Raw genomic sequence first — 14,343 nt, 5'->3', positions numbered from 1 at the left:
AGTTCCGGCCCTGGATGCTTTTCCCATTGATCGACCGGTGACGGTCCAATAGCCAACAGGTTGGGGAAAAGTCCGGGGGGATATCATGAAGTTCTGTTTTTCGGCGCTGCTGCCGCTCGCGATGGGCTTGGCCGCTTGTCCAGCCCTTGCGGTTGAAAACGACAAGCTGGCGAAGGTTCCCGGCGCAGGGATGAGTGCGGCGAAGACCGCCCCGCCGTTACCCGTCGGCCAAGACGGTAGCGCCAGCGACAATGATTTCCGTATTTGCGATGGCTATGCCGCACCCAAGGGTAAATCGGACGGCATCGCGCGCGAATCCTTCCTCTTCGGTGCCACGACGCGTTCGGCGGACCTGCGCCGCGGCGGGATGCGGATTTTTGGGGAGACCGGCGTCTCCGCCTGTAGCCGTGCGCTCGTCGATTCGCGGCTGGTCGATAATTTTTGGCTACGCCGCGCCAGCCTGTTGCAAGGCCAGGCAGTACAAAAGATTGCGGCAGGGAATGCCGAAGCCGCGCTCAAACTTGCCGACGACAGCGATGCATTGGGCGCGGCGAACAATGACCCCTATTTCGCGCGGAGCATAGGAATCGGCAATCAGGCGGTCCGCGCCTACGCCTTGAGCAAACTGGGCCGTAAAGAAGAGGCGATCGCCGCGATCGCGAAATTCCGTAATCAACGACGATGGTCGCAATCAATTGCCGATCTTGCAACGCGACTGACGCTGGACATGGATCACAGCCTCCCGGCCCAAGTGGTAGAACTGCGCTCGCGAATTGCCCTCGCTCCCGAAAAGAGCATCGGTCTTTTCTGGATGAATTTTCTGTCCGGGCAGTATCAGGCCGCCCGCGACATCGCCCCTGCGGTCAGTTTCGACCTGCCCAAACAACGCGGCGGCTGGACCCTCACCGACGCCGCCGAAGCGGAACTAAAGGAAATCGGCGTTCGAACAGGCTTTTATGGTGCGTGGGCCTATGCCGAAAACGTCGCTGGCAATAGCGAGGAAGCGAAAGCGTTGATCACCCTTGCCGGGGTGGAACTCGACGAGATCATGGCCCCGCCACCCCCGCGGACCGATGGACGACCACCTCGGAAAAAGGATGTCGAAGCCCATGCCCGACGCCAGCCACACGCACGCAAGGCGCGGGACGAGCTGAATCTATGGGCCGCGGCCATTGCCTATCGTCCGATGATCGCGATCAAGCCGATCGAGCAATCGCACGCCGAGATGAGGAAAAAACGCCTCGTCGAATTGCCGATCGCCATCGACGTATTGCGCCTGACTCCCCAGATGGGGCCCGATGACAAGGCGGATGTCGAACGCGCGATCGCTGCGATCGAGCTGCGAAATGCGCAGGAGCGCAGCGCGGCACTCGACCTGTCGTTCGACGAATTTATGGAAATGCTTCCAAAGCCCGAGACCCCGAAGGTCGTCCCCGTGCTCAAGCCCGCGGGCGATGGCTATTTCCTTAGCGATACGGGGCTGTCGCGCAATCGCGAGGGCGACAGCGACACATGGACGATCCGCTATACCCACGCGCTTGCGCCCAAAGCGGCCGTCGAGGAACTCGCTTTGCTGGGGGCGGCGCAAACCGCACGCAAAGAAGGCTTCGACCGGCTGCTCGTACTAAGCCGCATCGCTCTTACTCGCACCACCCATGTCTCGGGCGGATACATTCCCCCCTTCGACCAGAATTCGGGCTATGAGGCCCAATTGCGCGTCCGCTTCTTTCACGCGACGCAAATCCCTATGGATCTTCGCGGCGCGGAATGGCGGCTCGTTTCGGTCGAGGACATCATCACGGAATTGTCCCCCCGCTACCGCGAAGGCGCGATCATATAGTCGAACGACGCGAAAGCCTTAATTTTCCGGCATTTTTGCAGTCCGGCGCGATTTGGTTGCAAATCCGCGCCGAACCGAGTGCAAAAATTAACGAATCACTGGCAAGCTGTCTTGACTTGGGAATTTTTGGGGCAAAACGTGCGGTTCTGGGAATCGCCAGCCTAGGGGGCTGTAATATGGCATCAGCATTTGGACCGCGCCTGTGGAGGCGCACGACCGTTAGCGTGCCGCCGGCACGGAGTCTGGGTCGCCGAATGACGTGGCATGCCGCCGCCGCCCTCCTCGCTTTTGCCGCCTTGCAGATCTGGCTCGTGATGAGCGCGGTCTCCGCCGGGGCGCCGTCCGCATTCATTGTCGTCGCGCTCGTCATGCTGCTCGCGCTCGCGCTACCCGTCGCGCGCTCGACCGAACGGCACTGGTATCGCCTCAGCCGTCAGGCGCTCGCGAGTTGGGGCCTGCACGCGCGCTTCCGGCGCGACGTCCGCCGCCTGTGGGTCGCAGCCATCACGCTGCCCTTCTTGTGGACCAGCGGCGCGATGGCCGCCACCGACGCGATCGCCGCGATCATCAAATGAGCCGTCCTGGCCGGGTTTGACGCTGGCCCGCGCGCCGTATAGGGCGCGGGGATGCTGACCGTTTCCGAAGCCCTCGACCGCGCACAGATGCTGTGCGACGCCGCGACCAAGGCCGGCGCAGACGCCGCCGACGCACTTTATTACTGCAACGCCGCGACTTCGGTCTCGATGCGGCTCGGCGCGCTCGAGGATGTCGAGCGGTCGGAGGGGCAGGATATTTCACTCCGCGTCTTCGTCGGCCAGCGCAGCGCGAGCGTGTCGACCGCCGACATGGACGCGGGCGAACTCGCCAAGCTGGTCGAACGCTGCGTCGCGATGGCACGCGAGGCACCCGAGGATCCCTATGCCGGGCTCGCGCCCGAAGAATTGCTGTTCAAGGGGCCGATCCCCGATTTCGACCTCGACGATGATAGCGAAGCCGACCCCGCCGCGCTGCGCGAAGCGGCCCTTGCGGTCGAGGAAGCCGCACGCGCCGTCGCCGGCGTCACCAACAGCGAGGGCGGCAGCGCGAGCCACAGCCGCACGCGCTTCGCGCTCGCCACCAGCCACGGCTTTGCCGGCGGTTACGGGTCGAGCGGCCACAGCCTGTCGGCGAGCGTCATCGCGGGCGAAGGCGCGAACATGCAGCGCGACTATGGCTGGCACAGCGCGCACCATCTGTCGGACCTCGAAAGCGCCGCGGACATCGGCAACCGCGCCGGTACGCGCGCCGTCGCGCGGCTGAACCCCGGCAAGGCGCCGAACGGCAAGCTGCCCGTACTGCTCGATCCGCGCGTCAGCGGCGGCATCGTCGGCCATCTGCTCGGCGCGATCGCCGGACCCGCGATCGCGCGCGGCACCAGCTTCCTGCTCGGCAAGGAAGATCGGGCGCTGTTCGACAACAGCATTATCATCCGCGACGAGCCGCACCGCGCGCGCGGCCTACGCAGTCGCGCCTTCGACGGCGAGGGCCTGCCGACCGCGGCGCGCGATATCGTCACCGATGGCAAGATCACCGGCTGGCTGCTCGACACGGCATCGGCGAAGCAGCTCGGCCTGACCCCGACCGGCCATGCGAGCCGCGGCGGCGGCGCTTCGGGGGTCGGCGCGAGCAACCTGCACCTTGCGGCGGGCAGTGTAACGCCCGCGGCGCTGATGGCGGGCATCGCCGATGGCGTCTATATCACCGAACTGATCGGCCATGGCGTCAACCCCGTGACCGGCGATTACAGCCGCGGCGCGTCGGGTTTCCTGATCAAGGATGGCGCGATCGCCGGACCGATCGCCGAATTCACGATCGCGGGCAATCTGATCGACATGTTCGCCGCGCTGATCCCCGCGAACGACCTCGAATTCCGCCATGGCACCAACGCGCCGACGCTGCGCATCGACGGCATGACCGTCGCGTCGAGCTAGGCCCCGCGCCGATGCCCGGCCGCAACCTCGAAGCCGCGATCGCCGCGACGCGCGAAGTCGGCGACATGGCGATGGCACGCTGGCGCGGCGAGGGACAAGCGGTCAATGTCTGGAACAAGTCGCATGACAATCCGGTCAGCGACGTCGATCTGGCGGTCGATGCGCGGCTGAAGGCGGTGCTCGGCGCGATGGTGCCCGAGGCGGGGTGGCTGTCCGAAGAGACCGCCGACAATGAAGCCCGCCTGTCGTGCCGCGCAATGTGGTGCGTCGACCCGATCGACGGCACCCGCGACTTCATCCGCGGCCGGCCGGGCTGGTGCGTGTCGGTTGCGCTCGTGATCGACGGCACCCCCGAGTTCGGTATCCTCTATGCCCCCGCGCTCGACGAATTATGGGTGGCGCAAAAGGGGCAGGGCGCGCTGCTCAACGGCGAAACATTGCACGCCAGCCGGCGCACACAGTTTGCGGGTTCGCGCGTCCCCGCCGACGCGCTGCCCAAGGTCGACAGCGACCTGGTCATCGTCACCAAGCCGAACAGCATCGCGCTGCGCATGGCGCTCGTCGCCGACGACCGCGCCGATCTGGTCGCGACGCTACGCTGGGGGTTCGAATGGGACGTCGCCGCCGCGGCGCTGATCGCCAGCGAGGCGGGCGCGACGGTTACCGACGCGTTCGGCGCGCCCTTGCGTTTCAACACGCCGCGCGCGCAAGCCTTCGGCGTCATTGCCTGCGCGCCGGGAATCCATGCCGCCGTCGTCGACCGCTTGCACGATCGCGCGGTCGCCCTTACATCGCCGTCCTGAGCGGTAATCCACAGCCTCAAACCACCGCACTTCGCTTGACAATCGGCCCGACTCACCTTAGTTGCGCGTCCATTCCGACAGCCTGACCGGACGGCGAAGCGCCATGCGCGCATCGTGGTCCGTTTTTTGCGTTGGAAAATCAGACGCTTTGAGATGGGGCCGATTGCCTACGGCCCTGTGGAGCAGGAGAAAGTTACCAATGGCACGTATTGCGGGCGTCAACTTGCCCACCAACAAGCGCGTAATCATCGCGCTCACCTACATCCACGGCATCGGTCGCAAGAGCGCTGTCGACATCGCCAACAAGCTGGGCATCGACCACACGCGTCGCGTTCAGGATCTTTCGGATGCCGAAATCCTGCAGATCCGCGAAACGCTCGACGCCGACCACACGGTCGAGGGTGATCTTCGCCGCAACACGGCGATGAACATCAAGCGCCTGATGGACCTCGCCTGCTATCGCGGCCTGCGTCATCGCAAGGGCCTTCCGGTCCGTGGCCAGCGCACGCACACCAATGCGCGCACCCGCAAGGGCAAGGCCAAGGCGATCGCCGGTAAGAAGAAATAAGGTTTGAGCGCGTCCATCCGGGCGCGCTTCCTTATTTCCCCTGCCGGGGCAGCGGCGCATCGCCCGCCACCGGCCATTCAGGATTAGGTTAGGAATACATCATGGCTCGTGAACCGCAGCGTCTTCGTCGGCGCGAACGCAAAAACATCTCGTCGGGCGTCGCCCACGTCAACGCGACCTTCAACAACACGATGATCACCATCACCGACGCACAGGGCAATGCGATTGCCTGGTCGAGCGCCGGCATGATGGGCTTCAAGGGAAGCCGCAAGTCGACCCCCTATGCGGCGCAGGTTTGCGCCGAAGACGCCGGCAAGAAGGCCGCCGAACATGGCGTCCGTACGCTGGAAGTCGAAGTCAAGGGCCCCGGTGCGGGCCGTGAATCGGCTCTCCGCGCGCTGCAGGCCGTCGGGTTCCACATCACGTCGATCCGCGACGTGACGCCGATCCCGCACAATGGCGTCCGCCCGGCCAAGCGCCGCCGCGTCTGACGTCTTTCGGGCGCGCTCCGCCGGGGCGCCGCCCGTACAAAACTCCTCGCTGGACAGGTGGCCGACCCCCGCCCGTCCCGCCCAAAGCAAAGGGAAATCCATGACTGTCAATATCCGGAACTGGCAGGAATTGAAGAAGCCCAGCAACCTGGAAATCAAGGCTGGCAGCGACGGCAAGCGCAAGGCGACCTTCGTCGCCGAACCGCTCGAGCGCGGCTTTGGCCTGACGCTCGGCAACGCGCTGCGCCGCGTTTTGCTCTCGTCGCTCCAGGGTGCGGCTATCACGTCGATCAAGATCGAGAATGTGCTCCACGAATTCTCGAGCCTGGCCGGCGTGCGTGAAGACGTCACCGACATCGTCCTCAACGTCAAGCAGATCGCACTCAAGATGGAAGGCGAAGGCCCGAAGCGGCTCCAGCTTTCGGCGACCGGTCCCGCGACCGTCAAGGCCGGCGACATCATGGTGTCGGGTGACATCAAGGTGATGAACCCGAACCACGTCATCTGCCACCTCGACGACGGTGCGACGCTGAACATGGAACTCGTTGCCGACACCGGCAAGGGTTATGTCCCCGCGACCGCCAACCGTCCGATCGATGCGCCGATCGGCCTGATCCCGGTCGACTCGCTCTACTCGCCCGTGCGCCAGGTCGCCTACAAGGTCGACAATGCCCGCATCGGCCAGGAACTGGACTATGACAAGCTGAACCTGACCGTCGAAACCGACGGCACGGTCACCCCGGAAGACGCCGTCGCTTACGCCGCGCGCATCCTCCAGGACCAGCTCCAGGTCTTCGTCCACTTCGAAGAAGCGATGAACGACAGCGGCCTCATCGGCATGGCGGCTTCGCCGACCACCGCCGACGAGTCGGACGTCAACCAGCTCAACCGCTTCCTTCTCAAGAAGGTCGACGAGCTCGAACTGTCGGTCCGCTCGGCGAACTGCCTCAAGAACGACAACATCATCTATATCGGTGATCTCGTTCAGAAGACCGAAGCCGAAATGCTCCGCACGCCGAACTTCGGCCGCAAGTCCTTGAACGAAATCAAGGAAGTGCTGTCGTCGATGGGCCTGCGCCTCGGCATGGATATCCCCGGCTGGCCGCCGGAGAACATCGAAGAAATGGCCAAGAAGCTCGAACAAGAGCTGCTGGGCTAATCGAGATAGCGCCCCGGTTCGCCGGGGCGTCATCACACCGGGAATGGGTCGGCCCGCAATCGACCTGGTCTGGGCTACCTCACACGGGCCCTTAACGAACGAAGGAAAGAATTATGCGTCATAAATCGGGTGGCCGGAAGCTTCAGCGCACGAGCGCGCATCGCACGGCCCTGTTCCGCAACATGTCGGCTTCGCTCATCAAGCATGAGCAGATCACGACGACCGTCGCCAAGGCGAAGGAACTGCGTCCCTATATCGAAAAGCTGGTGACGCTCGCCAAGCGCGGTGGCCTTGCCAACCGTCGCCTCGCGAACAGCCGCCTGCTCGACGACACGCAGCTCAAGAAGCTGTTCGACGTCCTGGCCGAGCGCTACAAGGACCGCAACGGCGGCTACACCCGCGTGATCAAGGCCGGCATCCGCGCCTCGGACGCGGCGCCGATGGCGATCATCGAATTCGTCGACCGCGACGTCGATGCCAAGGGCCAGGATTCGGGTCCGGTCGAACAGTATGACGAGGAACTCGCCGAAGCCTGAGCTTCGCGTCTTCGCTAACAGATCAAGGGCGGCGTCCGGTTGGACAGCCGCCCTTTTTCTTTGGGGTCGACGGCTGGCATCGGTCGCATTCGGGCATCCTCCTTGCCGGGATTGCGCCAAGGCATCCGTTTAATTCTCCCTTGCCCGCCCCTTGCCGATGCTTACATATCGGCGCACGATAATTTCCCCCCAGAAAATGAGGATCGCCTTGCCATGTCCCGTAAAGCCCTGTCCACGCCGCTGGCGCTGGTTGCCCTGACGATGTTCCCGGGCGCAGCTGCGGCGGCCGATGCCGCGGCAACATCGGCGACGGCCAAGGCATTGACCTATCCCGACACCCCGCGCGGCGACACGGTCGATCCGCAGTTCGGCGTCGACGTCGCCGACCCCTATCGCTGGCTCGAGGACGACGTGCGCGTCAATCCGAAGGTCGCCGACTGGGTCGCGGCGCAGAACAAGGTCACCGACACCTATCTGGACACGCTGCCCGGCCGCGACAGCTTCAAGGAGCGGATGACCGAGCTTTACAATTACGAGCGCTTCGGACTGCCGACCAAGGCCGGGACGCGCTATTTCTACAGTCGCAACGACGGGCTGCAGCCACAGTCGGTGCTCTATGTCCGCGAAGGGCTGAAGGGCGAAGGGCGCGTGCTGATCGATCCCAACGCGTGGGCAAAGGATGGCGCGACCGCGCTCGGCGAGTGGAACCCGTCGGAGGATGGCAAGCATCTCCTCTATTCGGTGCAGGACGGCGGCACCGACTGGCGCATCGTGCGCGTCAAGGATGTCGCGACCGGGCAGGATCTGTCCGACGAGGTGCGCTGGGTCAAATTTTCGGCGCTCGACTGGGCGAAGGACGGCAGCGGCTTTTATTATTCGCGTTTCCCCGAGCCCGAAGAGGGCGAGGCGTTCCAGTCATTGAACGAAAATCACAGCGTCTATTTCCACAAGCTCGGCACGCCGCAGAGCGCCGACGTGCTGATCCACGCGACGCCCGACAAGCCCAAGCTCAACAACAGTGCCGTCGTCACCGACGATGGCCAATATCTGCTCGTCATCTCGTCCGAAGGGACCGACGAACGCTATGGCCTGACGCTCCATCCGCTCGGCAAGCGTGGTGCCAAGCCGATCACGCTCGTCGACGATTTCGCGAACAACTGGGAATATGTGACCAACGAGGGTCCGCACTTTACCTTCGTCACCAACAAGGGCGCGCCGCGCGGACGCATCGTGTCGATGGACATCAGGAAGCCCGCCGCGCTGACGCAGCTGGTCGGCGAGAATGAGGCGACGCTGGTCGGCGCCTCGCGCGTCGGCAATCGCCTGATCCTCTCCTACCTTGGCGATGCGAAGTCGGAGGCACGGATGGTCGCGCTCGACGGCAAGCCGATCGCCAACATCAAGCTCGCCGACATCGGCGCCGCGACGGGCTTCGGCGGCAAGTCGAGCGATCCCGAAACCTTCTACAGCTTCTCGAGCTACGCGCGGCCGACGACGATCTACCGCTTCGACACCGCAACGGGGAAGAGCGAGATTTTCGCGGAACCGAAGCTGACCTTCAAACCCGCCGACTTCAGCGTCGAGCAGCGTTTTTACAAGTCGAAGGACGGCACAGAAGTGCCGATGTTCCTCGTGATGAAAAAGGGCCTCGACCGCAGCAAGGGATCGCCGACGCTGCTCTATGGCTATGGCGGCTTCAACGTTTCGATGACCCCCGGCTTTTCGCCGACCAAGCTCGCCTGGGTCGACAAGGGCGGCGTCCTCGCGATCGCCAATCTGCGCGGTGGCGGCGAATATGGCAAGGCGTGGCACGACGCCGGCCGGCTCGACAAGAAGCAGAATGTCTTCGACGACTTCATCGCCGCGGGCGAATATCTGATCGCCGAAGGCATCGCGGGCAAGGGCCAGATCGCGATCGAGGGCGGGTCGAACGGCGGGCTGCTCGTCGGCGCGGTGACCAACCAGCGCCCCGATTTGTTCGCCGCGGCGCTGCCCGCGGTCGGCGTGATGGACATGCTGCGCTTCGACCGCTTCACCGCTGGCCGCTATTGGGTCGACGATTATGGCTATCCGTCGAAGGAGGGCGATTTCAAGAATCTGCTCGCCTATTCGCCGTACCATAATATCAAGGACGGCACCGCCTATCCGGCCGTGCTGGTGACGACCGCCGACACCGACGACCGCGTCGTCCCAGGACACAGCTTCAAATATACCGCCGCGCTCCAGCATGCGAAGGCGGGCGACAAGCCGCATCTGATCCGTGTCGAAACGCGCGCCGGCCACGGGTCGGGCAAGCCGACCGACAAGATCATCGCCGAGGCGGCCGACAAATATGCCTTCGCGGCGAAGTGGACCGGGCTGAGCGTCGAATAATGTCCTATGCCCTCGCCTTCACCGCGACCGATCCCGCCGAACGCTGGGCCGAGGCGGGCGACGCCGCCGCCGCGCTCGTCGCGGGCGAGCCCGACGGCATCGCCAATATGGCGAATGTCGCGGCGCTCATCTGGCAGGCGATCCCCGACCTCAACTGGGCCGGTTTCTATCGCTTCGACGGGCAGGAACTCGTGCTCGGCCCGTTCCAGGGCAAGGCGGCGTGCATCCGTATTCCGCTCGACAAAGGGGTGTGCGGCGCCGCCGCGCGGCTGCGCGCGACGCAGCGCGTCGACGATGTCCACGCCTTTCCCGGCCATATCGCGTGCGACGCCGACAGCCGCAGCGAGCTCGTCGTGCCGGTGATCGCGAACGACCACCTCGTCGGCGTGCTCGACCTCGACAGCCCCACCCCCGAACGCTTCACCGCCGCCGACCAGGCGGGCGCCGAAGCGCTCGTCGCGCGCATTGCGGCCGCGCTCGCGGCCTGAAACCCCGCCCCAAATCGGGACAGATAAGTCACGGTTAACGGATTCGCGAAAAGGCGCCAATTTTGCTAACAAACTGTTAACCAATCGGTCTGGGCCGAGGGAACAGGGAGTAAGTCATGCGCACGTTCGTGTTGTTGGGAATGGCCGCAGGGTCGTTGTTGCTGGCGAGCCATACGCGCGCCGAACAGCCCGCGCTCGACTATGGCGTTCCCGCCGATCCCGATACCCGTGTTTACACCGGCTATCCCGATCGCGTGCCGAGCGAAGTCGATTATCGCCACGTCAATGGCACCTATGACGCCGAGGGCCGCTGGACCGGCACATGGGACGGCACGTACGAAACATCCGACGGCCGCCGCTACGAAGGCCGTTATGAAGGCACGATCGAGGGCCACGGCGCCGGCTATCCGCCGCCGCCCGCTTACGACCCCCGTTATCACGGCGGGTATGACGCCCGTTACGACGAAGAGATGGAACGCCGCTGTGGCCGGGGGGGCACAGTGGGCGGCGCGGTTGTCGGCGGGCTCGTGGGGGGCATCGCCGGCAACCGCATAGCCGGACGCGGCGACCGTACCGCGGGCACGCTGATCGGCGGCGGGCTTGGCGCGCTGGCGGGCAGCGCGATCGGCAGCGCAGCCGACAAGAAGAAATGCGACGAATGGTGGTCGAGCCGCAGCGCCCGTTACCAGGGTGGCCATTATCAGGGCGGCTATTATCCTGGCGGCACCTACCCCGGTGGCTATGCGACGACTTACCAGCACAATGGCTACGGCTATGGTTACGGCTATTACTCGCCCGGCGTCGTCGTCACGACGATCATTAACGGCGCGCCCGTCGTGACCGAAAGGGTCGAAACGTCGACGCGCACCTATTATGAAAACGTACCGGTTCGGAAACGCTATGTCGCGAAGAAAAAGTGGAAGCCGAGACCCAAGGCCACTCCGCGCTGCGTCTGCTGATACCCAGGAACAGGTCTGGTCACCTATAACTGGTCCTAAGGCCCGTCGTCCTCCCGGATGGCGGGCCTATTCCATAAAGGGACTCGGCTTGCCGCGCGGCAGCCACGGTTCAGCGGCGCGAAAGCATCGCGCGCGTAGGGCGGTGACATTCGGGCTGGACCATCCTGAGCCCGCCGAAGGGGAGCGTCCCTCGATGCGTAAATTGACCGGCTTCACCACCGCAGCGGCGATCGTCCTGACCTCGGTCGGCCTCGGCGCCGTGCCCGCCGAAGCGCGCGGGCGCCATCATCATGGTGGCTGGGGTTATCGCGACCGCGACAATATCAGCACCGGCGACGTGCTCGGCGGGCTGCTCGTCATCGGCACGATCGCCGCCATCGCGAGCTCGGTGAGCAAGAACAAGCGCGAGCGCGCGCCCGATTATCGTTACGAGCCGCCCTATCGCGGCGACGACCAGCGGCAGGAGGTGCCGCGCTACGAACCCGAGGCGCAGAACGACGTCACCCCCGGCGCCTATGGCCGCGGCGAAGCCGAAGGCCGCGCCGCCGATGCCTGCAGCTGGGCGGTCGAAGGCGAGATGGGCGACGACGCCCGCGTCGATAGCATCACCGGCACCGAACCGAACAATGGCGGCTGGTACGTCACCGGCACCGCCTCGCGCCTCGGCGGCGAGGTGAGCAGCTTTGGCTGCAGCTACCGCAACGGCCGCGTTGTCGACGTCAATTTCGGGTAATCTTTTCGATCCTCCCTGTGCCGAAGGCATGGGGAGGTGGCAGCGCGAAGCGCTGACGGAGGGGTCAGGGCGCCTCCCCCTCCACCATTCGCCTACGGCGAACGGTCCCCCTCCCCATCGCTGCGCGACAGGGAGGATTTTTTATGAACGCCAGCAAAACCAAGTCTGAACCCCAGATAAGCGGAGGGTTCAGCGCCCTGTCACAGCCACACCGGTAAACCGTCTCCAACAGGCCGCGAAGCTGCCGCCTGCGCTTAAGGAGACCGAACCATGGCTATCAAGACCACCCTGACCAAGGCCGCAATTGGTGCGGCCACCGCCGGCGCGATGCTCGTGAGCGCCGCCCCCGCGGCCGCGCGCGATCGTTATGACCGCGACGGAATCAGCGCGGGCGAAATCATCGCCGGCGCCGTCGTGATCGGCGGCCTCGCCGCAATCCTGTCGAGCGGCGACAACGACCGCTACGACCGATACGACCGCCGCTATGATGGCCGTTACGACGACCGTTATCCCGGCCGCTATGACGACCCGCGCTACGGCTATGGCTATGACTATAATCGCTATGGGAACAGCCGCCGCGCGGTCAGCCAGTGCGTCGGCGCCGTCGAGCGCGGCAGCCGCCGCTATGGCCGGACCGACGTGACCGAGGTCACCAGCATCGATCGCAAGCGCGACGGTTACCGCGTCAAGGGCCGCGTCATCGTGCGCGACGGCTATGGCGACCGCTGGGGCCGTGGCGGCTATTACGACAAGGGCAAGTTCACTTGCGAGGTGCGTTATGGCCGCGTCCAGGACATCCGCTTCTCAGGCCTCGGCTAACCCCTTCGCCCCTGACCAATCGGCCCGCCCGTGTCCCGGCACCGGCGGGCCTTTTGTTGCGCCCGATACGCGCGCCGGCCGCTTCGGGCGCGAGTGCCGCGGAACGCCAGTTAAGGCCCGTCGCATCCATGGGCGCCGCGCCGGCCGCCCCGAAAGTCGGGTCGTTCCGGTAGACCCAGAAAGGACGCTCGCCTTTCCAAGCGATAGTCCACGATAATTTCTTTGACGTTTCAGTGCCTTCGGCCGGCGGCCGAGCGCGTCGCGATATTAGGAGACCTACGCACCGGCCGAATAATTCGTGAAAATTGTCAAACACGATATACGAAAATTTACCTTCCTCATTTAGAACTCGTACCGGGACCAATCAAATCACCGTCCGAGGTGGGAATCGGACGGCAGTTGTTGAGTCGCGCATGTCGAATCCCGAGGCTTCCCCTGCCTCACCGGCCCCTGATGAAAAGCGCCAGCCACGCCAGTCGCGGCTGGTCAAGGCGGCGCTTGCCTGTCAGCGGCTGGGCCAGTTCGACGTTACCATCCGTAATGTTTCGCTGACCGGCGTCGGCGGCCAGGGGCCGCATATCCTCCAGATCGGTGAACGGATCACCGTCTTCCTGCCCGGCCACGAAGCGATGCTCGGCACGGTGCGCTGGGTCGCGGGCACCCGATTCGGGATCGAAACCGACAAGCCGGTCGAAACCGTTCGCCTGCGCGCCGCACATGGCGATCAGCTCGTCGCCGCGGACAGCAAGGCCGATTTCCAGATCGTCCCCGCGCCGCAACTCACGACCTGGCGGCCGGGGCTGTCGCGCGCCACCAGCCTGCCCGGACATTTCGGCACCAAGCGCTGAAGAAGGGCCGTTTTGGGGTGGGAAACGGTCGTTTAGCTCCGCGCTTCAAAAGCAGATAGTGCCACTTGCGCCTTAGTGCGCAAGCGTGGCCATAAATGATGGCTGACGAATGCTGCGTCATCGCCCTTGGGTAGGTCCACAAGCATCGCGTCCAGCAAAGCCTTCACCTCGTCGATGGTCTTGGCTTCTTCCGCGGCCAAAAGACTTTCTCCAATTGCGCCTTCATCGAAACCATTGTCGTCAAAGAAGAAATGAAAAATCTGATCGATGTCTGACACCAGCCCTTGTTCGCGCTCATTGCGCCAAAGTTCTTCCGGATTTTCCGCCGCAAGCTCTTTGAGATACAGAATGAGTTCTTCTCGCTTTTCCGGATTGGCAAGCGAAGAAGGCAGGAATGAGTGATTATCCGTCATATTGCGAGGGTATCTATGATCGCAATTGACCGCAATGTCCGCGATCGGTCGAAATCTGCCTTGTCTCAAGCGTGCAGCAAATCCTGCCCGAACAGAAATTCTGAATTGCAAATGACTCGCAATAACATATAAGCCGCCGGCGCCGCATGTTGTGCGCTGGAAAGAGTCCCGATGTACGCCTTTGTCGATCGACCGGTGGAAAGCCTGTGCAATGGCGGGCGCTTCCTGCTCTGGGCGATGCGCGGGTGGGTTCACGCCGCCGAGCGCGGGCGATGTCCGCCGCAGGTTCTGCACCGGGGCTTTGCCGCAGTCGATGCCGCGAGCGCCCTGCCCGACTTCCACG

General features: G+C 64.3%; 15 protein-coding genes. 14 read left to right on the top strand and 1 reads right to left on the bottom strand.

What is annotated here, in order from left to right; genetic code table 11:
• Window positions 1-85: 85 nt before the first annotated feature.
• From FG91_RS07905 to FG91_RS07840, 14 genes are all read left to right on the top strand, one after another.
• The gene (locus FG91_RS07905) at window positions 86-1,840 is read left to right on the top strand and encodes a hypothetical protein (protein WP_037513900.1); all 1,755 of its coding nucleotides are present in this window, start codon (window positions 86-88) and stop codon (window positions 1,838-1,840) included.
• 254 nt (window positions 1,841-2,094) lie between these two features.
• Window positions 2,095-2,415 (top strand): hypothetical protein, encoded by a 321-nt coding sequence (locus tag FG91_RS07900; RefSeq protein WP_235211977.1) that lies wholly within the window; start codon window positions 2,095-2,097, stop codon window positions 2,413-2,415.
• 51 nt (window positions 2,416-2,466) lie between these two features.
• Complete coding sequence (locus FG91_RS07895) at window positions 2,467-3,810, top strand: TldD/PmbA family protein (protein WP_037513895.1); 1,344 nt, start codon at window positions 2,467-2,469, stop codon at window positions 3,808-3,810.
• A gap of 11 nt (window positions 3,811-3,821) precedes the next feature.
• Window positions 3,822-4,613, top strand: a complete 792-nt coding sequence (locus FG91_RS07890) for an inositol monophosphatase family protein (protein ID WP_037513892.1) — start codon at window positions 3,822-3,824, stop codon at window positions 4,611-4,613.
• Between the two features lie 199 nt (window positions 4,614-4,812).
• Complete coding sequence (gene rpsM, locus FG91_RS07885) at window positions 4,813-5,181, top strand: 30S ribosomal protein S13 (protein ID WP_037513891.1); 369 nt, start codon at window positions 4,813-4,815, stop codon at window positions 5,179-5,181.
• 101 nt (window positions 5,182-5,282) lie between these two features.
• On the top strand, window positions 5,283-5,672 hold the full coding sequence (gene rpsK, locus FG91_RS07880) for a 30S ribosomal protein S11 (protein ID WP_003040416.1): 390 nt from the start codon (window positions 5,283-5,285) through the stop codon (window positions 5,670-5,672).
• Between the two features lie 100 nt (window positions 5,673-5,772).
• Window positions 5,773-6,831, top strand: a complete 1,059-nt coding sequence (locus FG91_RS07875) for a DNA-directed RNA polymerase subunit alpha (protein ID WP_037513888.1) — start codon at window positions 5,773-5,775, stop codon at window positions 6,829-6,831.
• Between the two features lie 113 nt (window positions 6,832-6,944).
• Window positions 6,945-7,367, top strand: a complete 423-nt coding sequence (gene rplQ / locus FG91_RS07870; protein ID WP_037513887.1) for a 50S ribosomal protein L17 — start codon at window positions 6,945-6,947, stop codon at window positions 7,365-7,367.
• A 213-nt stretch (window positions 7,368-7,580) separates the two neighbouring features.
• A complete protein-coding gene (locus tag FG91_RS07865) occupies window positions 7,581-9,740 on the top strand; it encodes a prolyl oligopeptidase family serine peptidase (protein WP_037513886.1) in 2,160 nt (719 codons plus the stop codon).
• Complete coding sequence (locus FG91_RS07860) at window positions 9,740-10,228, top strand: GAF domain-containing protein (RefSeq protein WP_037513884.1); 489 nt, start codon at window positions 9,740-9,742, stop codon at window positions 10,226-10,228. Before FG91_RS07865 ends, FG91_RS07860 begins: the two co-directional genes overlap by 1 nt.
• Window positions 10,229-10,344: 116 nt before the next feature.
• Window positions 10,345-11,187 carry a glycine zipper 2TM domain-containing protein gene (locus tag FG91_RS07855; protein WP_037513883.1) on the top strand — a complete coding sequence of 281 codons (843 nt, stop codon included), beginning with the start codon at window positions 10,345-10,347 and terminating at the stop codon, window positions 11,185-11,187.
• 193 nt (window positions 11,188-11,380) lie between these two features.
• A complete protein-coding gene (locus FG91_RS20935) occupies window positions 11,381-11,920 on the top strand; it encodes a hypothetical protein (RefSeq protein ID WP_052187402.1) in 540 nt (179 codons plus the stop codon).
• A 270-nt stretch (window positions 11,921-12,190) separates the two neighbouring features.
• On the top strand, window positions 12,191-12,739 hold the full coding sequence (locus FG91_RS07845) for a hypothetical protein (RefSeq protein WP_037513881.1): 549 nt from the start codon (window positions 12,191-12,193) through the stop codon (window positions 12,737-12,739).
• Window positions 12,740-13,152: 413 nt separating this feature from the next.
• Window positions 13,153-13,587: a PilZ domain-containing protein gene (locus FG91_RS07840; RefSeq protein WP_037513880.1), complete on the top strand. Its 435-nt coding sequence runs from the start codon at window positions 13,153-13,155 to the stop codon at window positions 13,585-13,587.
• Between the two features lie 32 nt (window positions 13,588-13,619).
• Here the strand turns inward: FG91_RS07840 and FG91_RS21715 are convergent, their stop codons facing one another.
• Window positions 13,620-14,342 (bottom strand): SCO4402 family protein, encoded by a 723-nt coding sequence (locus FG91_RS21715; RefSeq protein WP_152568043.1) that lies wholly within the window; start codon window positions 14,340-14,342, stop codon window positions 13,620-13,622.
• Window position 14,343: the final 1 nt, after the last annotated feature.

It is taken from the genome of Sphingopyxis sp. LC81 (genome assembly GCF_000756375.1).
In the GTDB taxonomy this organism is placed as follows: Bacteria; Pseudomonadota; Alphaproteobacteria; order Sphingomonadales; family Sphingomonadaceae; genus Sphingopyxis.
Note: the sequence above shows the minus strand (reverse complement) of the source record. Positions and strands in the feature narration are given on the sequence as shown.